Source organism: Variovorax endophyticus, assembly GCF_025376855.1.
Taxonomy (GTDB): domain Bacteria; phylum Pseudomonadota; class Gammaproteobacteria; order Burkholderiales; family Burkholderiaceae_C; genus Variovorax.
Genome location: NZ_JAHUTH010000020.1, coordinates 95,052 through 117,570, shown reverse-complemented (window position 1 = coordinate 117,570; position 22,519 = coordinate 95,052). Strand labels below are relative to the sequence as shown.

Sequence of the window (22,519 nt, the reverse complement as noted above, 5' to 3'; positions counted from 1 at the left end):
GGAACCGCGAGTTCGTTGGCTACTGCTTCTTGGGCTCCTGAGCATCGTCGGGGCCGCTACCTGGGTCGCGATTGCGCTCTTCGCGCTTCAACGGCCGTTGCACGCGCTGGTTGGAATAGCGCTCGCGCATCTGGCGCTGCAACTTTTCCATCGACTTCGGGAAGCGTGGCGCGCCTACTTCGCCGTCCCTTGGGGCGGGCGGTGAAGGCGCCGCCGAGGGTGATGGGTCAACGATGCCTGCTTTGGCAGCAGCGTCAGCGCGTTGCTTCAGCGCCTGCTCAAGAGCGTCTTTCACGATCGCCTGCAGCTCGGCGGGCTTCATCTCAGGAGGCTTGACAAGCGGGTCCACCCATTTGTCCGCAAACTTACCGCCGAGATAGGCCAGAGCTGTCAGTGCGATCCAAGCAACCGTCGACCGCGCTTTTCCTTTGAGTTTGGAGAGCGCTGGTATCGCGACGGCCGCACGTTCAATCGTGCGTTCAGGGGATTCGCCGGCTGCCTGGGAACTGCGAACGATCTCAGCAGCCGCACGCAGAGCATCGAAAGTAACGCCCGGTCCCGAAAGGTACTCGAGGACATCGTTCTCAAGGGAGTAGTCGCCATCCTGGATGTCGGCTTGAAGACCACATCGGGGGCACGTCGTCGTGGATCCCTTTATCGTCACTCCGGAGCCCGATCCTCCGATGAAATTCGGGGCGTGGAATGAAAGGCCGCAGTGGGGGCAAGAAGCGGGTACGAGAGCCATGAATTGCCTCAAAGTTCTTTCGACGCATCATAGGTCGGACCCGTTGCCTACTCCGATTCGAGCGTCACTCTCGCGCGGACAGGTGAGTGTTCTGAGCCGTCGATTGAACGACCTCCAGGATCTAAGGCCAACCGCCTGATCTAAGCTCCGGCCGTCCCCGTCACCTCCACGGCTTGCCGTGCTCGCGCACGCGAGGGATCGCCGGCACAGTGGATGCATGGCGTTCACCAGCATCCACACCACGCACGGACTGCGCGAAACAGCGCGTGCCATTGCGACCGGATCGCAGATCGAACTGATGGCCTTGGTCATCGGCGACGGCGGCGGCAACCCAATGACGCCGGACGTGGAAATGACAGCGCTGGTGCGCGAGCGTTGGCGCGGCGACATCAACCGGGTCTACAAAGACCCCGGCGACGCTACTCTCTACATCGCAGAAGCCATCGTGCCAGCCGCCGTTGGCGGGTGGACTATTCGCGAGGGCGGGTTGATCGACAGCACCGGCGCGCTGTTCACCGTCTGCAACCTCCCCGACAGCTACAAGCCTCTTCCCAGCGAAGGTACGGCCAGCGACTTCACCATCCGCATTGCCTTCCAGCCTGGCAACGCCGATACCGTCGTGCTGCAGCTTGATCCGAACGTAACCATCGCCACCCAGAGCTGGGTCTTCAACTACGTCAACGGTGGGAACGTGTTCCCTGGCGGAACCACCGGCCAGGTGCTGACGAAGGTCAGCAACGCCGATGGCGACGCGCACTGGGAAGACATCGACGCCATCAACGTCACCGTCGACACGGTCGAGGAAACGCAGACCCTTGCCACGGATCAGACGGTCGTCGACCTCACAGTGACCACCACGCGCGGGCTGGCCCTGTACATCGACGGCGTGCGCCTGCGCGCGGATGAGTGGACCAAGCACCCGACGATTGCCAGTCGTCTGACGCTCGCCACTAGCTACCCCGCCGGCACCAAGCTGATTGCCGCGCAGAACGAGCCCACCGGCAACGCGCCCGATCCGTTGCTGCGCAGCAAGAACCTTTCGGACATCGAGAACGCCGCAACAGCGCGCAGCAATCTTGGCGTCTACAGCAAAGAAGAGTCCGACCGCGCCGGGCCTATCGGCATGCCTGCGCACTGGCCATCGGCCAATCTGCCCACCGGATGGCTCATTCGCAACGGTGCCGCCATCAGCCGCACGGCCTACCCAGTGCTGTTCGCTGTGCTGGGCACTCTGTACGGCGCTGGGGACGGCTTCACCACCTTCAACCTCCCCGATGACCGTGGCCACTTCGACGGCGGCGCGGACATGGGACGCGGGCTCGACCCCGCCATGGCGCTGGGCATCAGGATCGACAGCCAGAACAAGACGCACTGGCACAGCGTGACGATGGAGAACGCCGGATCGCACGACCACCCGGTCACGGTAAGAGCGGGCGGCAGGCACTCGCACCAGCTCAACACGTCGAGCGTCTTCTACAACGCGACGGGCGGGCCGCTCCCGTTCCCCGCCACCCTCGGCGCCGGCGCCGGCATCGTCAGTTCGGGAACCACCGAAGCGGGCGATCACGGACACGAAGCCACCGCATCCCCGAATGGCCTGCACAAGCACACGGCCACGGCCAACCCGTCCGGCGAAGCCCACGCGCGTCCCAACACCCGCGCCTACGTGCCCATCATCCGCGCCCTCTGACTATGCCCGACACCTTCGACCCCGCCGACCGCGTACCCGCGTTCCAGCTCAACGGCGCGGGCTTGTTCATCGACGTCGTGCCCGCGCTCGAATCCATCGCCGAGCGCGGCCAGGGCATCTATCACGTCCCGAGCGGGGCGGTCATCGATCCCATGCCGGAAGAGTGGATGACCGTCACCCGTAACGACAGTGGCTTCTTTACCTGCGTTGTGAGATGGCCGGCGGATAAATGGCCGCGCCACGACGGCCACACGTGGGAACTCGTCGCGCGTCCTGCCGCCACGATCACGGCCGCGCCGACCGCTGCCGAAAAGCTCGCCGCATTCATCGCCGCCAATCCCGACGTCGCGGCCCTCATCAACGCCACCACTTCCCCACAGGAGTAGCTTTCCCATGTCTACCGAATACCACCACGGTGTACGCGTCTTCGAGGTCAACGAAGGCGGCGCGACGATCCGCGTCGTGTCCACGGCCATCATCGGCATCGTCGCCACCGCGCCGGCGGCCGATGCCGAGGCCTTCCCCCTCAACACGCCCGTGCTGCTGACCAACCCGGGCGGCAGCGTGGGCAAGGCCGGCGCCACGGGCACGCTGGCACAGGCGCTCAAGGCGATCAGCCAGCAGGCCCAGGCCCTCACCATCGTCGTGCGGGTCGAGCCCGGCGCCGACGCCGCGGCCACGACCACCAACGTCATCGGCACGACCACCGCCGGCGGCCAGAAGACGGGCCTGCAGGCGCTACTGGCCGCGCAGGGCCAGCTGGGCGTCAAACCGCGCATCATCGGCGCGCCCGGGCTCGACACCGAGGCCGTCGCAGTCGAGATCGGCGTCGTCGCCGAGCAGCTGCGCGGCTTCGGCTACGTGGCCGCGCGCAAGGCCGACGGCATGGCCTACGCCACCTCGAAGGAAGAAGCCACGACCTACCGCGCGAAGTTTGGCAAGCGTGAGCTGATGGTCATCTGGCCCAACTTCCTCGCGTGGAACATCGAGACGAACGAGCCCGACGCGGTGCCGGCCACGGCCTATGCGCTCGGCCTGCGCGCGAAGATCGACCAGCAGATCGGCTGGCACAAGACCCTGTCCAACATCGTCGTCAACGGACCGCAGGGCATCACCGCCGACGTCTTCTTCGACCTGCAGAGCCCGAGCAGCGACACCACCTACCTGAACGCGCTCGAGGTCACCACGATCGTCAACCGCAGCGGCTATCGCTTCTGGGGCAACCGCACGACCGAAGCCCAGGGCGGCAAGTTCTTTTTCGAGAACTACACCCGCACGGCCCAGGTGCTGGCCGACACGATGGCGGAAGCGCATTTCACGTTCGTGGACAAGCCGATGCATCCGAGCCTGGTCAAGGACATGCTGGCCAACATCAACGCCAAGGGCCGCGACCTGGTCACCGGCGGCTACCTGATCGGCTTCGAAGCGTTCCTCAATCCGGACCTCAACCCGAAGGAGGAGCTGGCCCAGGGCCGGCTGCGCATCAGCTACCGCTACACGCCGGTCCCGCCGCTGGAAGACCTGGGGTTCAACCAGACCATCACCGACGACTTTCTCGCCAACTTCGCCGCGGCCGTGCAGGCCGCCTGATCGACCGCACCGCACTTCGCATAGGAGCACACCATGGGCATGCCCAAGAAACTCAAGAATTTCGCCCTGTTCGGCGACGGCGAGTCGTGGGTCGGGGAGATCCCGAGCGTCACGCTGCCGACCATCACGAAGAAGATGGAGGAATACCGCGCCGGTGGCATGCATGGCCCCGTCGAGGTCGATCTCGGCCATGAAAAGATGGAGCTGGGCATCAAGGCCGGTGGCCTGAAACCGCAGCTCATCACGATGCTCGGAAGCCAGACGGTCGGCGGCAACGTCTTCCGCTTCGCCGGCGCGTATCAGGAAGACGCCACCGGCGTCGTCAGCGCCGTCGAGGTCATCGCCCGCGGCCGGATGACCGAATGGAACCCCAACGAAGCCAAAGCCGGCGACGACAACGACCACGACTTCAAGGTCGCGCTGAGCTACTACAAGCTCACCGTCGACGGCGCCGAGCTGCTGGAAATCGACGTGCCCGGCATGGTGTTCAAGACCGGCGGCGTCGACGTCTACGCCGCCATCCGCCTGGCCATCGGCCTCGGCGTCTCGCTCTGACGCGGAGCACCGCCGCTCCCCGCCCATCGCCCCCATCCTTTCACTGAGGCTTTGCCATGAACCACGATCACGCCCACTCCGTCGCTGCCGCCGGCGCCCACACCCACCCCATCCACCTGGACAACGGCGAGGGAGCGCACTCGCACACGGCGGCCGCGGCCGCCCCGGCGTCCGTGGCCAGCGTGCCCAACACGATCACGCTCGACGTGCCCATCCAGCGCGGCAACACCGTCATCGCCGAGATCACTCTGCGCAAGCCCAACGCCGGCGAGCTGCGCGGCCTGTCGCTGCAGCGCCTGCATCAGGCCGACGCCGACGAGATCCTCAAGCTGCTGCCGCGCATCACGTCGCCGAGCCTCACGCCGCCCGAGTGCGCGCAGCTCGACCCGGCCGACCTCTCCGAGGCTGGGGGCGTCGTCATCAGTTTTTTGCTCAAGAGGTCCGTCCGGGACGCGGTCTTGTCGACCACGTAGAAGACGCCATGGATGACCTGTCGTTCGTCTTCCACTGGCGGCCGGTCGACATGGACAGCATGAGCCTGTCCGAGCTGATGGAGCGGCGCGAGGGCGCGCGCCGACGCTACGCCCCCAGCAAGCACGACGACTGAACCACACCGCACTATCGCCATGGCGTCCCCCCTTACCCTCAAGCTGATCTTGGCCGGGGCCGCCAAGGCCGCGGCAGACCTCAAGCCGCTCGACAAGCAGAGCCGCGCCGCGGCCGCAGGCCTGAAGCAATCGCGCGACGCGCTCAAGCTGCTCAACGGGCAGCTCTCGCAAATCGACGGCATCCGCAAGTACCAGGGAGAGCTGGCCAAGCAGAGCACCGGCCTGAAGGTGCTGCAGACTAACCTGGCCAGCGTCACACGCACCTATGGCGCCAACAGCGACCAGGCGCGCGCGCTTCAAGGCCAGGTCGCGAAGGCAACCGCGGCCTACGACAAGCAGCGCACCGCGCTGCTGCAGCTGCGCTCGGCCGCCAGCGCCAGCGGCATCCGAAACCTCACCGCCGACCAGACCCGCCTGCGCAGCGAGATCGCGTCGACCAACACGACCATCGCGCAGCAGAAAGCCCGCCTCGAAGCGCTGGCCAACGTCACCGGCAGGAAGGCGCAGATGCGCGAGACCTTCGGCAAGACGCGCGCGGTCGCGGGCAATCTGGCCATGGCGGGCGCCGCGGGCCTCGGCACCGCCTATGGCATCCGCCGCGCCGTCACCGAGCCGCTGCACCAGGTGCGCCAGTACGACACCACGACCACGCGCATCGCGGCGCTCGGGCTCAAGCCCGAGGACACCGAGCGCGCGATCGAGTACGCGAAGCGCATGAAGACTTTCGGCACCAGCATGAATGACAACATGGGGTTGATGCTGGACGCCACCACGGCATTCGCCGACGTGCACCATGCCGAAATGGTGATGCCCACGCTGGCAAAGATGAAGTTCGCCAACACCGCCGTCTTTGGCGCCGAGAACGGGCAGGAGAACGAAGCCAAGTTCATGGACATGCTGAAGGTCATCGAGGCGCGCAACGGCCTGAACAGCGAGGCCGACTTCATCAAGCAAGCCGACATGGTCCAACGCGTCATCACGGCCACCGGTGGGCGCGTCGACTCCACGCAGTGGCTCGACTTTCTCAAGACCGGCGGCCTGGCCGCGCGGGGGCTGCGCGACGATGCGATGTACTACCAGCTTGAGCCGCTTGTGCAGGCCATGGGCGGCAACCGCGTCGGTACGGCGACGATGTCGGCCTACCAGAACGTCTACCAGGGCAAGACGACGAAGCGCGCGGCCAACCTCATGGAATCGCTCGGGCTGATCGCCGACCCGTCGAAGGTCACGCACGACAAGGCAGGACAGATCGCCCAGCTGGGCGTCGGCGCGATCAAGGGCGCCGAGCTGTTCCAAAAGAGTCAGTTCGAATGGATGGAAAAGGTGCTGCTGCCGACCCTCGCGGCCAAGGGCATCACCGGAGAGAAAGAAGTCCTCGACGCCATCGGCGGCATCTTCAGCAACCGGACGGCCTCGGGCTTGTTCGGGATGATGTTTCAGATGCGCGAGCAGATCCACAAGAACGCCAAGCTCAACGCTGGCGCGTTCGGCATCGATCAGCTCGACGCGAGGGCGCGACCAACGGTCAGCGGTCGCGAGGTCGAAACAATGGCTCGCTTCCACGATGCCATGCAGGAGGCTGGGCGCGCGATTCTTCCGACATACCTGAGCCTGATCGAGACCGTGACCAGCGCCATGCAGGGCATCACCAACTTCGCACGCGAGAACCCGATCCTTGCCTCCTACATGGGCAAGGCCGTGCTGTGGCTGGGTCTGCTGGCCGCGGGGTTCGGCGCGGTCAGCCTGGGCGCCGCGGCGCTTCTCGGGCCCTTCGCCGTCATCCGCTATGGCCTGGGCCTGTTCGGCATCAAGGCTGCGCCGTTGGCGCCGCTGCTCACGCTGCTCGGGCGCGCTCTCGGCTTCGTGGCCACCGGCGTCCTGTGGGTCGGTCGCGCGCTGCTCATGAACCCGATCGGCCTGGCCGTTACCGGCATCGCCACCGCGGCATTCTTGATCTACAAATATTGGGGCCCGATCAGCGGCTTTTTCGTCGGCCTGTGGGACCGCGCGAAGATCGCGTTCGCGAACTTCTGGCAGTACCTCGGCAGGTCGATGCCGGCGGCACTGTCGACCATCGGCGCCGCGATCCTCAACTGGTCGCCGCTCGGCCTGTTCTATCGCGCCTTCGCCGAGGTGATGCGGTGGTTCGGCATCGAGCTGCCGGACAAGTTCACGACGTTCGGCGCACAGGTAATGCAGGGGCTGGTAAACGGCATCACCGGCGCGCTCGGCGCAGTGCGCGACGCGATCAGCGGCGCCGCGGAATCCACGCTCGGATGGTTCAAGGAAAAGCTTGGCATCCGCAGCCCCTCGCGCGTCTTCATGGAAGCCGGCGGCAACATCGTCGAGGGGGCGGCCATCGGCATCGATCGATCCCTGCCGATGCTCCGCGCCGCGGCGCTGGGCCTCGCTGGAGCCACGACCATCGGGATGCCTGCGATGGCCGGCGCGTTCCCGCTCGAGGTTGGCGGCTTTGACAATCGCCCGCCCCTGGCAGCAGCAGCCGGCGGCCGTTCCGGCGCAAGCATCGTGGTGCAGGGCGACACCATCACGATTCACATCAATGCCGTGCCAGGTGCCGACGCGCAAGGCCTGGCCCGCGCCATCCGCGCCGAGCTGGACAAGCGCGACGCCGACAAGCGCGCCCGCATGCGGGGCGCCTTCATCGACTACGACAACTGATCGCCGCCATGCTCTGTTTGGGACTCTTCGTCTTCTCGCTCGACACGCTCAGCTATCAGGAGCTGCAGCGCCGCAGCAGCTGGAAGCACGCGTCGCAGGCGCTCGTGGGTGCGCGCAATGCAACGCAGTACCTCGGGCCCGGCGACGACGTCATCACGCTCAATGGCGTCGTGCTGCCCGAGTTCGCAGGCATCCCGGCCAGCCTGTCCGTGCTGCGCCTCATGGCGGACCAGGGCGCGGCCTGGGTGCTGGTCGAGGGGACCGGCACCATCTATGGCGCGTTCGTCATCACCGAGCTGCAGGAGACGAAAACGCTTTTCTACCCCAACGGCGAAGCGCGGCGCATCGAGTTCACGGTCACCCTGCAGCGCGTCGACCAAGACGCCGAGGAAACCGCGCAGCAGATGATCTCGGACGCCATGGGTGACCTGGGGGCCATCCTGCAGGACGCGGCCGGCACGCTGGGCCAGTCGCTGGGCGTGAGCGGCGGCTGAGGCCATGTCCGACGTCGACACCATCGCCGGCACTCTGCTTTCGGTCGCCGCCAGCGGCAACAGCGGCGCGCGCCCCGCGGCGCACCTCACGCCTATCTGGCGGATCTCGGTCAACGGCGCGAACGTGTCCGACCGCATCAGGCCGCGATTCGTCAGCCTGCACATCACCGATGACCGGGCCAACGATGCCGACGAGATCGAACTCGTCGTCAGCGACCATGACGGCGCCGTGCAGCTGCCCGACACCGGCGACACCGTCGAAGTCGCGATCGGCTGGCGCGCTGAGCCGGCCGCGGCGCCCTACCGCCAGCTCTCTACCGATGAACTGGGCTTCCCTATCGGTCTCGTCGACAAGGGGCGATACACCGTGCAGGCCGTCGAATACACCGGCACGCCGGACACGATCACCATCCGCGCCCGCGCAGCGAACCTGCTGGACACGTTGCGCGGCCTGCGCGATCAGTCCTGGCATGACACCACCGTCGGCGCGATCGTCACGAGCGTGGCCAAGCGCAACGGCATCGAGGCATCGATCGACAAGGCGGTCGCGGCCCGCAAGGTCAAGCATGCCGACCAGCTCAGCGAGTCCGATGCGTCGTTCCTGCGCCGTCTCGCGCAGACCTACGATTGCATCTGCACCGTGAAGAGCGGAAAGCTGCTCTTCAGCCAGGCGCGCGCCGCGCGCACGCCGAGCGGCAAGCAGCTGCCGCCGGTCACCATCGTCCGCGTCGACGGCGACCAACACCGATGGAGCCGCGCCGATCGCGATTCGTACAGCGGCGTGCGCGCCATGTACACCAACATCAAGACGGGAAACCGCAGCGCGGTCGTGGCCGGCATCAGCGGGCGCGCCAAGGAACTGCGCACGACGTTCGCGAGCCGCGAGGATGCGCTCGCCGCAGCGCGTGCCGAATGGCTGCGCATTCAGCGCGGCATCTTCGCTTTCGAGATCACGCTCGCCTATGGCCGGGCGGATCTCACGCCGCAGCGGCCCGTGCGGGTAGCCGGCTACAAGCCGCAGATCGACGCAACGCCGTGGATCATCACCTGCATGCGACACACGCTCGACGGCGGCGGCTATGCAAGCCAGATCACGCTGGAGACCGAGCAGGCCGAAGGGGTCGAAGGCCAGGAAGGTGCTGGGGAAGAATGAAAAGTAAAACTTTTTTCAAGCCAAGGTCAATCGGACCATCAGAGTTGTGGCTCACAGCGCACGGCCAGAAGCGTAATGAGGTGCGAAATCCGCCCGGCAATGAGGTCGCACTCTGCGGCTCTCCTCCGTCGGCGTAGTGTTCCCATGCCGATAAGCATGGGCGCAAAATTAGAGGCTGCTATAGCCGAAATGATAATCCATAAGTCCATCCCAAGTCTGCTTCCCGCGAAAAGGAGTGATTTGAGCGAGGGGCTGCACTTCTTTTAAATACAGTTTGGATTGCTCAAGAAAATGTTCGGGGACAGAATATTCAGAAAGATTCTTAAAGACATCATCATGCCCGAACACTTTTTCCAGATAGACGCGGGCACGCTGAAGCTTTCGATACCACGCTGCAACAGCATCATCCTTAACATCGTCAGGCACTGCTTCTGTAGGATGAAGGAGAGCCCCGCCGTGCGCAAGAACGTTACGCAATACAAATAGCACTTCAACTGCTTCTCTCGGTGCCGGCGAGATTTGTTTGTCAAACTCTACATTTGCCCAGAGTGCGTACTGCTCCTTCAGCTTTGTCCAGCCTCCTTGACCGTCTACTTCCATTTGAAATCGGAAAAGCAAAATCTCCATCGGCCCTTTACTAGTCCGCCCTTGTGATATTCCCAATTTAACCTGCTCTTCAACTTCATCCCAAATCTTCTCAGACAAGGCGCTTCGCAAAGCACCTTCGACAATTGAAGCGTTGAGATTCAGCAATGCCAAAGAGTATCTGTAGTTTCCATAATTCTGAGAGAGTCGGACTTTCCCGCCTTCGCTAATGGGATCGTGCGGCTTCTGTTTTTGCTTGTATTCGAGCGCAAGACGCTCGTAGGCCTGAAGCAAGCTAAAACTGGTCTCAAAGCCCTTGAAGTGCATATGATGATTTTCTTATTAAGAAATACAAAATTCGTCCTTTTGCCGATTTATTAAACAAGACTTGATCGGCAATCAAACCATGCCTCTGAACGCGGCCTCATCAATAACCGCGATGCCGTGCGCCTCGGCCTGCGCAAGCTGCTGTCGGCCTGCCAAATTTCCGGTCACCACGTAGTCGACCGTGCGACTGATCCTGACGCGGACATCCATGTCTGCAGCTTCAGCCAATTCCGCGAGTTCGGCATACTGGTTCGCGCCGAAGCCTGCGAAGAAAATCGAAGTCTGCCAACCGGGCCGACGCACGCGGCCAGCTTCTTCTTGCTCAGCAACAAAGCTGCTGACCTCAAGCGACCTTGCCGGGCGACCGAGGCGTCGATACATCTCTGCTGGAGAAACCAGCTCGCCGGTGGCCATGATCGTCACCTGCCCCTGAATTCTGTCCAAGCGGAAGGTTCGAGACGCACGCGCCTCGCTGCAATGACCTTCGACGTACTCATCGTGACCTTCGAAGCCGTGACGCTCGACTCGAACGGTCCGGCGACCCTCGGAACCGTCCGACTTGCGATAAGCGAATGCGACGGTGTTTTCCGCTGAACGGTCCTTGGGCTTCTGTTGCGGCGCAGCGGCTAGAGGAAGAGGCGGAGCTGCCCGCTTGGCGACTTCGTCCGGCACGGCTGGGGCCTTCTTTAGGCTCGTCGGGAATTCGTGCGCCGTCACTCGCCAGTACGCGAAGAGCACCACGAGGACGGCGAAGAGGAAGGCAAGCCGATCGACGAGCGCTATCCCCTCCGCGGCTCCCATGGCCAACGTCAGCAACGCAAGTGCAGCGGCAACGCCCCCCGACGCGGCAGCGAGGAAATGGGCAGGAAGCGAGCGCCAGCCGCGCCGAGAAAGCGCTGCACGGGTGCGACGCCAACCCCAGGTGCAACCTGCGACCGTCACAAGCAAGAACGTCAGCGCCCAAGCGGTTCGCATTCGGCAGTCCCTAATCCGCCGCGTCGGGTGCGGCATCCCTCATCGTTATCAGCACCCAACGCACGAGCGTTGTGACCGCCCACCCCCAACTACCCGTTGGCCCTCTTCGGCTGCGGTTGCGCGAGCGCATCAAGAACGCTGCGCGCAGCTGCGCGTCCTCGTTCATCGGCCGCGCCGTAGTTGTCCAAAAGCGCAGCTTCTTCGCGAGTCACTTCGCGCATCACGGTTTCCCCCGCCGCGTCACCATCCTGCTGGCCAGCTTCAACGGAAGCCCTGGCACGCCGGGCTCGGACTCCCGTCACCAGATAGGCGACATCGACGCCGAGCGCAGCGATGCGCTCCAGATAGGCGGCATCCGGCGAGCGGTGGCCGTTCTCATAGTTGGACTGTGAGTTCAAGCCAACACCGCCAGCCTTCGCCATCGCGGCCTGAGAAAGCCGCAGCCGGTCGCGCTCGGCTTTCAAGCGTTCAGAAAAATCAGGCATCCGCCCCCAACGCCCGCGCACCTCGGGCACCCACTGCACACACGAAATCGCATCGGAACCCACACGAAACCGCACAAATCGTTTGACACATGCGGTTTCGTGGGTGTAAATTCCGCCGCGCACACACATTAAACCGTTCGGGATATTAAACGCATGGCTCACACCGCCCGCCGCCGTGGTCGCCCGCAGCTAGCTCCGGAAAACCGCCTCGTCAACGAAGCGCCGATCGCCATGCGTCTGGCCCCTGCCGAAAAAGAGCGCACCCAGCAGTACGCCGCGCAGGAAGGCCGATCCCTCGGCAACTTCGCGCGCCTCGTCTACCTCAAGGGCCTCGACCAGTACGAAGCCGAGCGCGCCCGCACCGGCGCCGCTACCGCCTAACCCGCACCACCAGCCACACACCTCCTTTGCCCGAAGGAATTTCAACGATGTACCCCGACAACAAGCGCCTCCGCGACAAGCGTCTCACCGTGCGTTTCGACGACTACGAGGAAAAGCTACTGCGCGCGCTGGCCAACTACCTGGGCGAGCAGCCGACCACGCTCGTTCGCGAGTTGGCGCTCCGTCAGGCAGAAGAACTGCTCGGAGTGAGCCGCGAGCCGATGGCTGACGGCTCCGTGAGTCTGCCCCGCGCCGCGGGTTAAAGCCAGTCGCCAAATCGAGGCGCAGAGCCTGCCGCAACACCGCCGAATGGCAGACAAAAAGATGACGTGTCACCAGATCGACCTTAACGACGCCGAGCACGCGATGCTCGACCGGGTGCGTCGTGCCAAGGGTCTGGACACCATCGCGGACACCGTCGTCTGGCTCGCCAAGGCGCGTTTGCGCAAGGGCGTCGAGAACATCACCGGCCGCCGCCGCGGCCCGCGCTTGGTCGCATCAGGGGGGAAGTCGAAATGACCGCATGCGATCACGATCAGGCGGCCGACGCCAGCAACCGCTACATGCGGATCACCATCGAGTGCCCGCACTGCGGCACGCGCTGCGTCGCCGTCGACAGCCGCGCCATGAGCAAGACCATGCGCGAGATCACCTATCGCTGCCGCAACTGGGCATGCGGGTTCACGGGGGTCGCAACGCTCGAATTCCAGCGCGTGCTGGTGCTCTCCAGCATCCCCGCGGCAGACGTTTCGCTGCCGCTCTCGCGCCACATCAAGCGCGGCCAGTTGGCTCTGCAGCTGGCGGACGAAGGCAACGTCGCCGACGACGAAGCCGCGTACCTCGCGAACCTGCACACGCCCATCAGCGACTGGGGCACCGGCAGCGCCATGCCGGCGGCCCCGCCGGACTGATCTAGTCCCGCGCCCCTCGGCGCGCCTGCCCCCACCACGCAACCGCCACGCGCCTTTTTCAAGGCGTGCGGCCCTTCTCACGCCTTTTTCGCCCTGGAGTCGCTGTCATGTCCACCAACGCCCGCCGCTATAGCCCCGCCACTGAGCGCATCAAGGTGCCGACGCTGCCGAAGATCACCCGCGAGGAATCGGAGCGCCTGCCGCTGCTCGATCGCGTGCTGCTGCAGGAGCACACGCGCCATGCGCACCGGCTGGCCGAGATCCGCCGCGTGGCCGACAAGCTGGCCGACCTGGACCCGATCGTCCGCGCCGCCAAGGCCGACGGTGCAGACATCGACGTCAACGCCCTGACCACCGGGTACGGCCGCTATGGAGCGGCGGAAGAGTACAGCCGCAACGGCGTGCAGCCCGTGGTCCTGAAGACACACGACGGCTTCATCAGCTACCGCAATCCCGCCGTGCAGAACGCCGTGGCCAACGCGCTGTTGCGCGCCGGCTGGCGCATCGTGCACGTCAGGGCTGAGGGAAGCCCGATCACGCGGGATCAACTGGTCTTCATGCGTGGCCGTCGGGCAGTGGAAACGACATGCCTGCGCGAGTGGGTCGCTGAGGCGATCGAGGCCGGCCACATCACAGCCGCCACGCATGGGAAGCACCCGGCGCAGGACACCGGCACGCCGCTGAATGCGGGCCTTGCCGGCGACGCGCGTGCCGCCTGCGCTCCCTGACGCATGCCCGCCGAGCCACCAGAGCACCCAGCGCCCAGCGGTCCACCCGAGCCAATCGTCTACATCCCCGATGGCAAGCCGAACCCCTTCTATGCCAGGCACGCCGCGCGTCTCGCAGAGCTGCGAGAAGAGTTCGCGCGCGGCACATGCAGCGCCAGAAACATCGTCGCCGCAGAACGCGAGTGGGAGGGTATCTCCGAGCGCTCGCGCGCAATGCTGCTCTTCTGGGCCGGCTACGACGTCGACGGCATCCGCGTGGCCGTCAAGCGCGCATGGCGCGAGCTGCCGCCTCTTGAACGCACTGCCGTCAGCGACGCCATCCGCGAGCTGCAGAGCGAGCTGCGCACGGTCTTCGCGCTGACCTTGTAGGCCACACCATGCGCGTCGTCGTCACCCGCCACACCAAGCCCGATCCGGTCTTCTGGATGCGGAAGAGGTCCAGCCTCCCGCACGACCAGCACGTTGCGAAAGTGGCGCGGGGGATGGACGCGCGACTACGCGGCGGACTGCCGCCGCAGTGGGCGCCGGCCTTCGATCTCATCATGCCGCTCAAGCCGACCGTACGCGCCATCGGCGGCGACTGGCTGAGCTGGAACCTCGCGCGTGTCGACGCGATGCGTGCTTTCGAGCACGAGCACAAAGACATCCTCCATTGGGCCGTCGGCGATTCCGAGGTCTGCGCCCGCGCCCGCCGCTGCGCAAGCACCATCGACGACATGCTCAACGGGCACTCGATGCCAATGAGCCTGCAGGACCGGCTCGACGTGGTGCTCGACTACTGCGAGCGCCTCGGCGTCGACAAGCCCAACGCGAAGACGCCCGAGGGTCTGATCGCCCGCGGCCTCAACGAACAGTGGTGGCGGCGCGCGCTGCGCCGCAAGGTCGCGCGCACTGTGGAGCACGCGGCCATCAAGCTCGCCGTCGTCCATCACAAGAACGGCGGCTATGCGAGTGACGAAGCGTGCCGACGCCGCGTCGACCAGAACAAGCGCAATGCCGAACTGCTGGCCCGCGTGAAGATGCGCAACGAAGCCGGCCAGGTCTACAGCTTGGCCGAGCTGGCGGCCCTGTCGCCCAGCAACCGCGACATCCGCCGCGGCGAGCTGATGACGCGCATTCGCGGCTGCGAGGAATTCGCCGATGCCAACGGGCATCACGGTCTCTTCTTGACGCTGACGTGTCCAAGCCGCTTTCACGCCGTGCTGTCGGGCGGAAAGTCGCGCTGGGCCAAGCCGACACGCAACGGCAAGTACGAGGGCGAGTCGCCGCGCGACGCACAGCAGTGGCTGTGCGGCATGTGGGCCAAGGCCCGCGCCAAGATGGCACGCAAGGGCGTGGCCGCCTATGGCTTCCGCGTGGCCGAGCCGCATCACGACGGGTGCCCGCACTGGCATGCGCTGCTGTGGTTCCACACGCCCGAGGATGCGCAGCTCGCGAAAGACATCATCAGCGGCTACTGGCTGAGCGATGCGGGGGATGAGCCCGGCGCCGTGCGCAACCGCTGCAAGTTCATCGCGATGACACGCGGCGGCGCCGCCGGCTACGTCGCGAAGTACGTGGCCAAGAACATCGGCGCCGAGGACGGCGGCGACGCTGGCGTCGGTCAGCACACCGACACCATCGACGGCTTCGAGCACGTGATGGACACCCGCGAGTTCAAAGGCTGGCAGCGCGTCGACGCCTGGGCCAGCACCTGGGGCATCCGTCAGTTTCAAGCGATCGGCCAGCCGAGCGTGACGGTGTGGCGCGAAATGCGGCGCATCACCAAGGACCAGATCGAACACGCGCAGCTGCGCCTCGACTTCGGCGACAGCGCGGCCATCAAAGCATGGTGGGCCTGCCACAAGCAAGGCGCGATCCAAGCCTCATGGGAGGGCTACGTGCGCGCGCAAGGCGGCATGTGTCGCAAGCGCCGCGACTGGATGCTGCGCGCCGCGGTTCGTGTGACCGAGGGCAGCACGAACTGCTACGGCGAGACCATCGACCGCAAGGCTGTCGTCGGCGTCGAAACGCGCGTCGGGCACTGGCTCGTGAGCCGCCGGCAGGCGTGGCTTTCCTGCGCCGGCGAAGCCGCGCAGGACAAGGGCCAGCGCGAAGCGCTGGGCCGCCCTTGGACTCGTTTCAATAACTGTACGGTCCGCCTCACGGGCGAGCCGCAAAAACTGCTGATGCGCGGCGGCGAGGCTTGGCCCGAGGCCTTCGACACCCTCGAAATCGAGGCCCCCGAGCCGCCGAAGCCCACCACGCCGGCACCGGCCGAGCAGATTCACGACATCGAAGGCGAGCGCACCACGTTCCGCATGCCTCGGTGCGTCCAGATCACGCCCGCCGCACCCGTGGCCAGCACCGCCAACAGCCTCGACGCGCTGCTCGCGCGCATGAAGGCCTTCGCTCCGCACATGAGCGAGCTGGGCGCCGGCGGCCAATGAATCCCCCCACCAGCTCAACCACCAACCGGAGCCGCATCACCATGCCACGCACCAGCACTGCCGCCGTCGTTCCGATCGCGCAGCACAAGCCCTACGTTCCCCCGATGGCGCACAAGGTGCACATCACCGCGCCCTACCTGCCGGCCTGCGCCACCGACGTGGCCGCCACCATCGAGCGCGTGCGCAATCTGCTCGCGAGCCAGGCGGCCAGCCGGCGCAAGCCGCGGCGCGCCGGCGCCCGTCCCGAGTCGCAGGCCGACATGTTCCCGTCGACCGCCCTGCGCGTCGTTGAGGTGCCGCGGAGGAAGGCGGCATGAACGCGCACCGTCTGAACCATCACGACATTCAGGCCGTGAAGACCTTCGAAGCGCGCGCCGAGCGCAAGGCACGCGCGAAGAGGTTCGCGGATCGCATCGCCGTCGTGGCCAGCGCGCTGATCGTGCTGGCGCTGCTGGTCCCGAGCATCTTGGGATGGGCGACGCGATGAGTGCCGCACGGCGCACGCCGCCGACTTTGACGCACCGCGAGCGCGGCCTCGTCGACGCGCTCGGGCGCGCGCGCTCGCTGCTTGCCACTGTCGAGGGGCAATACACCGGCGAGTTCCAACAACGCATTCGAGACGTCGTTGAGCTGTCGCGGCTTCTTCTGTCTGAGGCTACCGGTGCATTCGATGGAGAGGCGCGCGCCGTGCGACACACGCCGGGCGGCCAGTGCGACGAGTGCGAAGGGTTTTGTTTGGTGCGCACCGCGCAGCACACGACGGCACCGCTGGCGGACCGCGAGCGCGCGATCCTCGGCGCGCTCAAGGTCATCAAGTCGAACCTGCTGCATCAGCGCCGTTTCGGTTCCGAGTCGCTTGGCGCGTGGCGCATGAGCGCGACGAATGCCGAGGCTGACATCGAAGAAGTCATAGCCAGGGCGGCTGGGAGCGGCGCATGAACGCGCTCTCCTTCTTCGTCGGCCTGATCGTTGGCACGTTCATCGGCGTTGCAGTGATGTGCCTGATGCGCGTGGCTGGGAGCGAGAGAGTGGAGGGGACGGACTGATGTTCGGCGTTCGCTTCTTCAAGCTCAAGCCACCGCCCGAGGTCGACTTCCTGCTGCGGCTGGTTGGAACTACCGATCTGCTGCTGCTCGCCGACATGTTCGCAGAGGCACGCGACCAGTTCGGCGACCTTCGACTGATGGACGCGGTCAACGCGCGCATGCAAGAGCTGATCGCTCGCACTGCGAAAGGATCGCGCGCGTGAACGCATCGACCATCACCATCATGGCCGTGTCGCCGCTTTGCGTCGGCCACGGGACGCCGATGAGGTCATCGCTGGCCACTCCGTTTCGAGCATGCGAGCTGTGCATGCACTCGATGTCGGAGCGGCAGCAGCTGCTCTGCGACAGCGCCGCGACGCGCCTCGCCGGCGGTCCGCAACCCGTCGACGTCGCGCGCTCGACGTTCGGCAGCTGTGGCCCGAATGCTCGGCACCTCGACATGCCGGCCTGGCACTGAGGTCCCCACTGCAATGGCCTCGCCACTCGATCCCACCGAACAGCAGCTGCGCGATGCGTGCGCGCGCATGGCGCAGCGCTTCGGATGGACCGATGGCTTTGACGTCGTGATGCAGGACGCGCGCCGTGGTCGCCTTGTGCGACTTGCAGTCGCGCACCCGAGCGCCGCCGACCTTGCCACAGCGCATGCATCGCGCTCCCGCGCGCGGCCCACCTTCCAGCCGCCTCCCGCTGGCGTGCCCTTCCTCGATCGCAAACGCGCTGCCTCGGGCGAGCGCGACGACGACTGAATTTTTCACCTCAACCGCTGAGACTATGACCACCAAGCCAACTCCCACGTTCATCGGCGTCGACCTCGGGCACGAGCGAGACATCTCCTTCGCCTGTGCATTGCCGCCCGTGCATCGCGTCTATGTCGCTGGGCCGATGACCGGCTACGCCGAACTCAACTTCCCGGCGTTCCAGACCGAGGCCGCCGCACTGCGCGCCGCCGGGCTGTTCGTCATCAACCCCGCCGAGATCAACGTCGACCCCAGCGCCGGCTGGAGCGCATGCATGCGCGCCGACATCGCGCAGCTCGTGACCTGCGACCGCATCCATCTGCTGCCCGGCTGGTCGCGAAGCACGGGCGCAACGCTGGAGCATCACATCGCGCGCGCGCTGGGCCTGGTCGTCACGCTGGCCGAAGGCGCCGAAGCCACTGTGCAGGAGGCGCGGCAGTGAACAGCACCATTGAAATCCTGCATGGCCACCTGTTTTGCGGCCTGGGCGGCGGAGCCAAGGGCTTCAACGCGGCGAGGCCGAAGCTCGGGATGCAGCGCGCACGCTTCCGCTGCGCCGGCGGCATCGACAACGACGCCGCGGCAATCCGAGACTTCACGCGCGCCGCGGGCGTGGCCGGCACCGTGCTGGATATGTTCGACCGCGATCAATACATCGCGTTCCATGGCGTGCAGCCTCCCGCCGACTGGCGCGAAGCCACGCCGGCGGACATACACGCGGCCTTCCATCACGAGCGGCCGCACATCGTTTTTCTCTCGGCCCCCTGCAAGGGCTTCAGCGGCCTGCTCGCGGAGGGCAAGAGCAAGACCGAAAAATATCAGGCGCTCAACCGCTTGACGTTGCGCGGCATCTGGCTGCTGCTCGAAGCGTACAAGGATGACCCGGTCGAGTTGCTGCTCTTCGAGAACGTGCCGCGGATCGCGACGCGTGGCCGCCATCTGCTAGATCAGATCGGCGACCTGTTGCGCGCCTATGGCTATGCGGTCGCGGAGACCACGCACGACTGTGGCGAGCTGGCCGGCCTGGCACAGAGCAGGAAGCGATTCCTGCTGGTGGCTCGCCACGTCGGCAAGGTCGCGCCGTTCCTCTACGAACCGGCGAAGAAGTCGCTGCGCGCCGTAGGCGACGTGCTGGGCCGCATGCTGCTGCCTGGCGATCTGCGCGCCGGCCCGATGCACCGCGTTCCGTCGCTCCAGTGGAAAACGTGGGTTCGGCTCGCGTTCGTGCGAGCCGGCGGCGACTGGCGAAGCCTGAACGGCTTGGCTGTGGAGGACGGCTACCTGCGCGACTACGCGATCGCGCGGCAGCTGCCGGCGGCGGCGGTCGCGGTTGATGACATTCGCTTCGTGCAGTCGCACCTGTGGAAGGATGGTCAGGCGCTGGGCGTTCGGCGGTGGGAAGACAGCACCGGCGCGATCGCTGGTCAACAGGGCCCGCTTCAGGGTGCCTACAGCGTGGCCGATCCTCGCCATGCCGGGCCTGCGAAGCATTCGAACGAGTTCCGCATCGTTGACTGGGGCGGAGCATCCAATGCAGTGACCAGTGCGCACGGCACCGGGCAGGCAGTGGCGGACCCGCGGCCGGGCTGGGAACGCCACAGCAACAACCTCGTCGTCGAAGACTGGGAAGCATCTTCGCGCGCTGTCATCGCAGGGGGGAAGGGCGTGCAGGGCGGATGGCTCTCGGTAGCTGACCCCCGGCCGGACATGCACCGCTCCGCGGGCGATGCCTACCTGACGGGGGGCCACTACGGTGTCATCGCGTGGGAGGGCCTGAGCGGCGCAGTTAGCGCGTCGGCATGCCACGACAACGGCAGATGGAGCGTTGCCGATCCAAGGCCGATGCCAGCGCAGGCCGAGAAGATGGTGTGCCGCATCGAGGCGCTGGACGGTACATGGCACCGGCCCTTCACCACGCTGGAGCTTGCCGCACTGCAGTCGCTGGTCGATCCCGAGGAACAGCTCGAACTCGACGGGCTGAGCGATCAGGCCTGGCGCGAGCGCATCGGCAATGCTGTCCCGCCAGCAGCGGCAACGGCGATCGCCGAGGAGATGGGGCGTACGCTCATGCTCGCGTGGAGCGGCGAGACCTTCGCGCTCGGCAGCACGCCGATATGGGTGCGCAATGTCGCTGTCGCGCTGAGCCTGCCCGGAGGTGCCACGCAATGAAGAGCCGCCCGGCATTCAGCCTTGACCGCCGCTGCAGCGCTGCCATGCGCCGCATCGATGCCTTCATCGATGAGCGGGTTGAGGCGGAGAAAGCACACGTCGCGTCTGACTTTCAGCGGCTGCGCCGCGCGCGTGGACTTCCACCGATCGCGCTTGCCGGCTGGAAGCACTACCGCATGCCCGAGCGATTCGCCTGCCCGGAGTGCGGCGGCCGCGTTGCCATCGAGGTGGACGAATGGAGCGAGGCCACCGGCATTCCTTCCGCTGGCGGCGTGCGAGTCTTGTGCATCGCCGAAGAGGACGAACTCGATCGTGCGATGCAGGCGGGCGATGATCTGACATGGATGCACCGCCACTGGCAAGACCTCGGATGGATGGGTTTGATTCGACGCGTCGAGCGGTTCTGCGCTTCTTCGGTGCGCGTGGTCGAGGAGGCCAGCCGGTGAAAGAACGAGCTGTGCCGGCCCGAAATCCGGGCGCGGCTACCATGCGCCACCCAGCAGACCGCGCCGCCGCTCGTTCTCGGCTGGTCGAAATCATCGCCCGTCAACTCGTCAACCAGACCATCCAAGAACGACATGCGAACCTGCCTGTACGCCCGATACAGCACTGACAACCAGAGCCAGAACAGCATCGAGGACCAGCTACGCGCGTGCCGCGAGCGCGCTGCTCGCGAGGGCTGGACGATCGCGATGGTCCACGCCGACGAAGGCATCAGCGGCGCGACGCCTGTGGCTCTGCGCGCTGGCGGAAAGGCATTGCTGGCCGACGCGCTGGCCGATCGGTTCGACGTCTTGATCGTCGAAGGGCTCGACCGCATCACCCGCGACCTGGCGGAGCAAGAGCGCACCGTCAAGCGACTGGAGCACCGAGGCATCCGCCTTATTGGCACCGCAGACGGCTACGACACCCAGGCCGCCGGCCGCAAGGTGATGCGCATCGCGCGCGGGCTGGTGAACGAGCTGTACCTCGATGACCTACGCAAAAAAACTCACCGCGGCCTGCAGGGACAGTTCGAGCGCGGTATGGCCGCGGGCGGACGGACCTACGGATACACCAGCGTGCCGGTCGAGGGTGGCCACCGCATCGTGATCGACGAAGAGCAGGCGAAGCATGTGCGCTGGATCTACGAGCAGGTTGCCGCCGGCGTCACGCTGCGCAGCATCGTCTACACGTTGAACGCTCAAGGCGTGCCGAGCCCGCGCGGCAACGGCTGGGCCGCCAGCGCATTGGTGGGCAATGCCAAGATGGGCGACGGCCTGCTCAACAATGAGATCTACATCGGCCGCCTCGTGTGGAACAGGCGCCAGTGGCTCAAGGACCCGGACACGGGGAAGCGCCTACCGGTGGCGAGGCCTCGCGAAGAATGGCTCGTGCGCGAATCGCCGGACCTGCGCATCATCGACCAGGCGCTTTGGGACCAGACCCGCCCGAACGAACTCAAGCGCGGCAATCCGACACGCGGCCGCCCGCATGGCACGCTGTTCGGTGGCCTGCTCCGCTGCGACGCGTGCGGCGGTCCCATCACGGCGATCAATGGGAGCCGATACGGCTGCAGCGCGCACAAAGACAAGGGACCGACCGCGTGCGGCAGCTCGGCAACCTGGCGCCGGACCGATGTCGACCAGCGCCTGCTGGCAGAGCTGCGCGAGGATCTGCTCAGCCCGGAAGCACTCGCCGAGGTTCAGACCACCGTCAAGCGCCTGCTGGCCGAGCTGGATGGCGGGCAGGAGCGTGCGCAGGCGGCCGCTCGCCGGCGCGGCGTTGAGCTCGACCGCGAGATACAGCGCATCGTGGATGCCATCGTCGCCGTTGGCGCAAGCGAGGCACTGGCGGCACGCCTTCGCGATGCGGAGCTCGAGCGGAAGACTTTGCAGGCCACGCTGGAACAGTCGCCCGCGCCGCTGGCCAGCGCCGGCGAGATCGCTGCGCGCTACCGGCAGCTGGTCATGAACCTGAAGGAGACGCTGAGCGGCGATGCGACCACTGTGTCGCAGGCCAGGCCCGTCATCGCGGGCCTGCTCGGCTCGGTCACGCTGCTGCGTGACGCGGACACCGGCGAGAGCTGGGCCCGAATGAAAAATCCCGCCGAGCAACTGCTCGTAGCAGCTGCTGGCGGGACGTCTCTAATGATGGTTGCGCGAGCAAGATTTGAACTTGCGACCTTTGGGTTATGAGCCCAACGAGCTACCAGGCTGCTCCATCGCGCGGCAAGAGATAAATTATAGC

32 protein-coding genes, 1 tRNA gene and 1 pseudogene are annotated in these 22,519 nt (G+C 65.9%); 28 read left to right on the top strand and 6 right to left on the bottom strand.

What is annotated here, in order from left to right:
- Window positions 1–19 precede the first annotated feature (19 nt).
- Window positions 20–664 carry a hypothetical protein gene (locus KV106_RS24730; RefSeq protein ID WP_261213011.1) on the bottom strand — a complete coding sequence of 215 codons (645 nt, stop codon included), beginning with the start codon at window positions 662–664 and terminating at the stop codon, window positions 20–22.
- 298 nt (window positions 665–962) lie between these two features.
- Between KV106_RS24730 and KV106_RS24725 the strand changes: the two genes are divergently transcribed.
- Genes KV106_RS24725 through KV106_RS24685 form a run of 9 tightly spaced genes read left to right on the top strand, consistent with a single transcriptional unit; the run spans window position 963 to window position 9,517 of the window.
- On the top strand, window positions 963–2,435 hold the full coding sequence (locus KV106_RS24725) for a phage tail-collar fiber domain-containing protein (protein ID WP_261213010.1): 1,473 nt from the start codon (window positions 963–965) through the stop codon (window positions 2,433–2,435).
- Window positions 2,436–2,437: 2 nt separating this feature from the next.
- The gene (locus tag KV106_RS24720) at window positions 2,438–2,821 is read left to right on the top strand and encodes a phage tail protein (RefSeq protein WP_261213008.1); all 384 of its coding nucleotides are present in this window, start codon (window positions 2,438–2,440) and stop codon (window positions 2,819–2,821) included.
- A gap of 7 nt (window positions 2,822–2,828) precedes the next feature.
- Entirely contained in the window at window positions 2,829–4,025 is a 1,197-nt protein-coding gene (locus KV106_RS24715) for a phage tail sheath subtilisin-like domain-containing protein (protein WP_261213007.1), read from the top strand.
- A gap of 33 nt (window positions 4,026–4,058) precedes the next feature.
- On the top strand, window positions 4,059–4,580 hold the full coding sequence (locus KV106_RS24710; RefSeq protein WP_261213006.1) for a phage major tail tube protein: 522 nt from the start codon (window positions 4,059–4,061) through the stop codon (window positions 4,578–4,580).
- Between the two features lie 56 nt (window positions 4,581–4,636).
- The gene (locus KV106_RS24705; protein ID WP_261213004.1) at window positions 4,637–5,053 is read left to right on the top strand and encodes a phage tail assembly protein; all 417 of its coding nucleotides are present in this window, start codon (window positions 4,637–4,639) and stop codon (window positions 5,051–5,053) included.
- An 8-nt stretch (window positions 5,054–5,061) separates the two neighbouring features.
- The gene (locus KV106_RS24700; RefSeq protein ID WP_261213003.1) at window positions 5,062–5,187 is read left to right on the top strand and encodes a GpE family phage tail protein; all 126 of its coding nucleotides are present in this window, start codon (window positions 5,062–5,064) and stop codon (window positions 5,185–5,187) included.
- 19 nt (window positions 5,188–5,206) lie between these two features.
- Window positions 5,207–7,870 carry a phage tail tape measure protein gene (locus tag KV106_RS24695; RefSeq protein ID WP_261213000.1) on the top strand — a complete coding sequence of 888 codons (2,664 nt, stop codon included), beginning with the start codon at window positions 5,207–5,209 and terminating at the stop codon, window positions 7,868–7,870.
- 8 nt (window positions 7,871–7,878) lie between these two features.
- On the top strand, window positions 7,879–8,364 hold the full coding sequence (locus tag KV106_RS24690; RefSeq protein WP_261212998.1) for a phage tail protein: 486 nt from the start codon (window positions 7,879–7,881) through the stop codon (window positions 8,362–8,364).
- A 4-nt stretch (window positions 8,365–8,368) separates the two neighbouring features.
- The gene (locus KV106_RS24685; RefSeq protein WP_261212996.1) at window positions 8,369–9,517 is read left to right on the top strand and encodes a contractile injection system protein, VgrG/Pvc8 family; all 1,149 of its coding nucleotides are present in this window, start codon (window positions 8,369–8,371) and stop codon (window positions 9,515–9,517) included.
- 168 nt (window positions 9,518–9,685) lie between these two features.
- Here KV106_RS24685 and KV106_RS24680 read toward each other — a convergent pair whose 3' ends face one another.
- From KV106_RS24680 to KV106_RS24670, 3 genes are all read right to left on the bottom strand, one after another.
- Complete coding sequence (locus tag KV106_RS24680; RefSeq protein ID WP_261212994.1) at window positions 9,686–10,429, bottom strand: hypothetical protein; 744 nt, start codon at window positions 10,427–10,429, stop codon at window positions 9,686–9,688.
- Window positions 10,430–10,501: 72 nt separating this feature from the next.
- Window positions 10,502–11,404, bottom strand: coding sequence for a WYL domain-containing protein (locus KV106_RS24675; protein WP_261212992.1), 903 nt, complete (start codon window positions 11,402–11,404; stop codon window positions 10,502–10,504).
- 89 nt (window positions 11,405–11,493) lie between these two features.
- Window positions 11,494–12,051 (bottom strand): helix-turn-helix domain-containing protein, encoded by a 558-nt coding sequence (locus KV106_RS24670; protein WP_261212991.1) that lies wholly within the window; start codon window positions 12,049–12,051, stop codon window positions 11,494–11,496.
- Here KV106_RS24670 and KV106_RS24665 point away from each other — a divergent pair.
- From KV106_RS24665 to KV106_RS40110, 18 genes and pseudogenes are all read left to right on the top strand, one after another.
- Window positions 12,043–12,270, top strand: coding sequence for a hypothetical protein (locus KV106_RS24665; protein ID WP_261212988.1), 228 nt, complete (start codon window positions 12,043–12,045; stop codon window positions 12,268–12,270). The genes KV106_RS24670 and KV106_RS24665 overlap by 9 nt on opposite strands.
- Window positions 12,271–12,317: 47 nt before the next feature.
- Window positions 12,318–12,533, top strand: a complete 216-nt coding sequence (locus tag KV106_RS24660; protein ID WP_261212985.1) for a hypothetical protein — start codon at window positions 12,318–12,320, stop codon at window positions 12,531–12,533.
- A gap of 46 nt (window positions 12,534–12,579) precedes the next feature.
- Window positions 12,580–12,789, top strand: a complete 210-nt coding sequence (locus tag KV106_RS24655) for a hypothetical protein (protein ID WP_261212982.1) — start codon at window positions 12,580–12,582, stop codon at window positions 12,787–12,789.
- Window positions 12,786–13,181 (top strand): Ogr/Delta-like zinc finger protein, encoded by a 396-nt coding sequence (locus tag KV106_RS40010; protein ID WP_314733650.1) that lies wholly within the window; start codon window positions 12,786–12,788, stop codon window positions 13,179–13,181. The genes KV106_RS24655 and KV106_RS40010 overlap by 4 nt, the downstream gene beginning before the upstream one ends.
- 107 nt (window positions 13,182–13,288) lie before the next feature.
- Window positions 13,289–13,909: a hypothetical protein gene (locus KV106_RS24645; RefSeq protein WP_261212981.1), complete on the top strand. Its 621-nt coding sequence runs from the start codon at window positions 13,289–13,291 to the stop codon at window positions 13,907–13,909.
- 3 nt (window positions 13,910–13,912) lie between these two features.
- A complete protein-coding gene (locus KV106_RS24640) occupies window positions 13,913–14,278 on the top strand; it encodes a hypothetical protein (protein WP_261212979.1) in 366 nt (121 codons plus the stop codon).
- 8 nt (window positions 14,279–14,286) lie between these two features.
- Window positions 14,287–16,338: a replication endonuclease gene (locus KV106_RS24635; RefSeq protein ID WP_261212977.1), complete on the top strand. Its 2,052-nt coding sequence runs from the start codon at window positions 14,287–14,289 to the stop codon at window positions 16,336–16,338.
- A 41-nt stretch (window positions 16,339–16,379) separates the two neighbouring features.
- The gene (locus tag KV106_RS24630) at window positions 16,380–16,655 is read left to right on the top strand and encodes a hypothetical protein (protein ID WP_261212975.1); all 276 of its coding nucleotides are present in this window, start codon (window positions 16,380–16,382) and stop codon (window positions 16,653–16,655) included.
- Window positions 16,652–16,825, top strand: coding sequence for a hypothetical protein (locus tag KV106_RS24625; RefSeq protein WP_261212973.1), 174 nt, complete (start codon window positions 16,652–16,654; stop codon window positions 16,823–16,825). Before KV106_RS24630 ends, KV106_RS24625 begins: the two co-directional genes overlap by 4 nt.
- Window positions 16,822–17,277: a hypothetical protein gene (locus tag KV106_RS24620; RefSeq protein ID WP_261212971.1), complete on the top strand. Its 456-nt coding sequence runs from the start codon at window positions 16,822–16,824 to the stop codon at window positions 17,275–17,277. Before KV106_RS24625 ends, KV106_RS24620 begins: the two co-directional genes overlap by 4 nt.
- Entirely contained in the window at window positions 17,274–17,384 is a 111-nt protein-coding gene (locus tag KV106_RS24615) for a DUF3789 domain-containing protein (protein WP_261212969.1), read from the top strand. Before KV106_RS24620 ends, KV106_RS24615 begins: the two co-directional genes overlap by 4 nt.
- Window positions 17,384–17,587, top strand: coding sequence for a hypothetical protein (locus tag KV106_RS24610; RefSeq protein WP_261212967.1), 204 nt, complete (start codon window positions 17,384–17,386; stop codon window positions 17,585–17,587). Before KV106_RS24615 ends, KV106_RS24610 begins: the two co-directional genes overlap by 1 nt.
- Window positions 17,584–17,841 (top strand): hypothetical protein, encoded by a 258-nt coding sequence (locus tag KV106_RS24605; protein WP_261212964.1) that lies wholly within the window; start codon window positions 17,584–17,586, stop codon window positions 17,839–17,841. Before KV106_RS24610 ends, KV106_RS24605 begins: the two co-directional genes overlap by 4 nt.
- A 13-nt stretch (window positions 17,842–17,854) precedes the next feature.
- The gene (locus KV106_RS24600) at window positions 17,855–18,130 is read left to right on the top strand and encodes a hypothetical protein (RefSeq protein WP_261212963.1); all 276 of its coding nucleotides are present in this window, start codon (window positions 17,855–17,857) and stop codon (window positions 18,128–18,130) included.
- A gap of 25 nt (window positions 18,131–18,155) precedes the next feature.
- Window positions 18,156–18,563 (top strand): DUF4406 domain-containing protein, encoded by a 408-nt coding sequence (locus KV106_RS24595; protein ID WP_261212961.1) that lies wholly within the window; start codon window positions 18,156–18,158, stop codon window positions 18,561–18,563.
- Window positions 18,564–18,652: 89 nt separating this feature from the next.
- Window positions 18,653–20,290, top strand: coding sequence for a DNA cytosine methyltransferase (locus KV106_RS24590; protein ID WP_409976557.1), 1,638 nt, complete (start codon window positions 18,653–18,655; stop codon window positions 20,288–20,290).
- A 44-nt stretch (window positions 20,291–20,334) separates the two neighbouring features.
- Window positions 20,335–20,736, top strand: a complete 402-nt coding sequence (locus tag KV106_RS24585) for a hypothetical protein (RefSeq protein ID WP_261212956.1) — start codon at window positions 20,335–20,337, stop codon at window positions 20,734–20,736.
- Between the two features lie 132 nt (window positions 20,737–20,868).
- Window positions 20,869–21,255: pseudogene (locus KV106_RS40110) on the top strand (recombinase family protein); the annotation flags it as partial.
- A 12-nt stretch (window positions 21,256–21,267) separates the two neighbouring features.
- On the opposite strand, the gene KV106_RS24575 reads toward KV106_RS40110, so the two are convergent.
- The gene (locus KV106_RS24575) at window positions 21,268–21,405 is read right to left on the bottom strand and encodes a hypothetical protein (protein ID WP_261212953.1); all 138 of its coding nucleotides are present in this window, start codon (window positions 21,403–21,405) and stop codon (window positions 21,268–21,270) included.
- Between KV106_RS24575 and KV106_RS40105 the strand changes: the two genes are divergently transcribed.
- Window positions 21,352–22,467 carry a recombinase family protein gene (locus KV106_RS40105; protein ID WP_409976556.1) on the top strand — a complete coding sequence of 372 codons (1,116 nt, stop codon included), beginning with the start codon at window positions 21,352–21,354 and terminating at the stop codon, window positions 22,465–22,467. The two genes, KV106_RS24575 and KV106_RS40105, sit on opposite strands and share 54 nt — an antisense overlap.
- Here KV106_RS40105 and KV106_RS24565 read toward each other — a convergent pair.
- Window positions 22,424–22,500 (bottom strand) — tRNA-Met (locus KV106_RS24565). The two genes, KV106_RS40105 and KV106_RS24565, sit on opposite strands and share 44 nt — an antisense overlap.
- Window positions 22,501–22,519: the final 19 nt, after the last annotated feature.

Bases quoted from the DNA above. Each gene is read 5' to 3' on its own strand.
- KV106_RS24725 (WP_261213010.1), top strand. From the start codon at position 963: ATGGCGTTCACCAGCATCCACACCACGCACGGACTGCGCGAAACAGCG.
- KV106_RS24720 (WP_261213008.1), top strand. From the start codon at position 2,438: ATGCCCGACACCTTCGACCCCGCCGACCGCGTACCCGCGTTCCAGCTC.
- KV106_RS24715 (WP_261213007.1), top strand. From the start codon at position 2,829: ATGTCTACCGAATACCACCACGGTGTACGCGTCTTCGAGGTCAACGAA.
- KV106_RS24710 (WP_261213006.1), top strand. From the start codon at position 4,059: ATGGGCATGCCCAAGAAACTCAAGAATTTCGCCCTGTTCGGCGACGGC.
- KV106_RS24705 (WP_261213004.1), top strand. From the start codon at position 4,637: ATGAACCACGATCACGCCCACTCCGTCGCTGCCGCCGGCGCCCACACC.
- KV106_RS24700 (WP_261213003.1), top strand. From the start codon at position 5,062: ATGGATGACCTGTCGTTCGTCTTCCACTGGCGGCCGGTCGACATGGAC.
- KV106_RS24695 (WP_261213000.1), top strand. From the start codon at position 5,207: ATGGCGTCCCCCCTTACCCTCAAGCTGATCTTGGCCGGGGCCGCCAAG.
- KV106_RS24690 (WP_261212998.1), top strand. From the start codon at position 7,879: ATGCTCTGTTTGGGACTCTTCGTCTTCTCGCTCGACACGCTCAGCTAT.
- KV106_RS24685 (WP_261212996.1), top strand. From the start codon at position 8,369: ATGTCCGACGTCGACACCATCGCCGGCACTCTGCTTTCGGTCGCCGCC.
- KV106_RS24680 (WP_261212994.1), bottom strand. From the start codon at position 10,429: ATGCACTTCAAGGGCTTTGAGACCAGTTTTAGCTTGCTTCAGGCCTAC.
- KV106_RS24675 (WP_261212992.1), bottom strand. From the start codon at position 11,404: ATGCGAACCGCTTGGGCGCTGACGTTCTTGCTTGTGACGGTCGCAGGT.
- KV106_RS24665 (WP_261212988.1), top strand. From the start codon at position 12,043: ATGGCTCACACCGCCCGCCGCCGTGGTCGCCCGCAGCTAGCTCCGGAA.
- KV106_RS24660 (WP_261212985.1), top strand. From the start codon at position 12,318: ATGTACCCCGACAACAAGCGCCTCCGCGACAAGCGTCTCACCGTGCGT.
- KV106_RS24655 (WP_261212982.1), top strand. From the start codon at position 12,580: ATGGCAGACAAAAAGATGACGTGTCACCAGATCGACCTTAACGACGCC.
- KV106_RS40010 (WP_314733650.1), top strand. From the start codon at position 12,786: ATGACCGCATGCGATCACGATCAGGCGGCCGACGCCAGCAACCGCTAC.
- KV106_RS24645 (WP_261212981.1), top strand. From the start codon at position 13,289: ATGTCCACCAACGCCCGCCGCTATAGCCCCGCCACTGAGCGCATCAAG.
- KV106_RS24640 (WP_261212979.1), top strand. From the start codon at position 13,913: ATGCCCGCCGAGCCACCAGAGCACCCAGCGCCCAGCGGTCCACCCGAG.
- KV106_RS24635 (WP_261212977.1), top strand. From the start codon at position 14,287: ATGCGCGTCGTCGTCACCCGCCACACCAAGCCCGATCCGGTCTTCTGG.
- KV106_RS24630 (WP_261212975.1), top strand. From the start codon at position 16,380: ATGCCACGCACCAGCACTGCCGCCGTCGTTCCGATCGCGCAGCACAAG.
- KV106_RS24625 (WP_261212973.1), top strand. From the start codon at position 16,652: ATGAACGCGCACCGTCTGAACCATCACGACATTCAGGCCGTGAAGACC.
- KV106_RS24620 (WP_261212971.1), top strand. From the start codon at position 16,822: ATGAGTGCCGCACGGCGCACGCCGCCGACTTTGACGCACCGCGAGCGC.
- KV106_RS24615 (WP_261212969.1), top strand. From the start codon at position 17,274: ATGAACGCGCTCTCCTTCTTCGTCGGCCTGATCGTTGGCACGTTCATC.
- KV106_RS24610 (WP_261212967.1), top strand. From the start codon at position 17,384: ATGTTCGGCGTTCGCTTCTTCAAGCTCAAGCCACCGCCCGAGGTCGAC.
- KV106_RS24600 (WP_261212963.1), top strand. From the start codon at position 17,855: ATGGCCTCGCCACTCGATCCCACCGAACAGCAGCTGCGCGATGCGTGC.
- KV106_RS24595 (WP_261212961.1), top strand. From the start codon at position 18,156: ATGACCACCAAGCCAACTCCCACGTTCATCGGCGTCGACCTCGGGCAC.
- KV106_RS24590 (WP_409976557.1), top strand. From the start codon at position 18,653: ATGCAGCGCGCACGCTTCCGCTGCGCCGGCGGCATCGACAACGACGCC.
- KV106_RS24585 (WP_261212956.1), top strand. From the start codon at position 20,335: ATGCGCCGCATCGATGCCTTCATCGATGAGCGGGTTGAGGCGGAGAAA.
- KV106_RS24575 (WP_261212953.1), bottom strand. From the start codon at position 21,405: ATGCTTCGCCTGCTCTTCGTCGATCACGATGCGGTGGCCACCCTCGAC.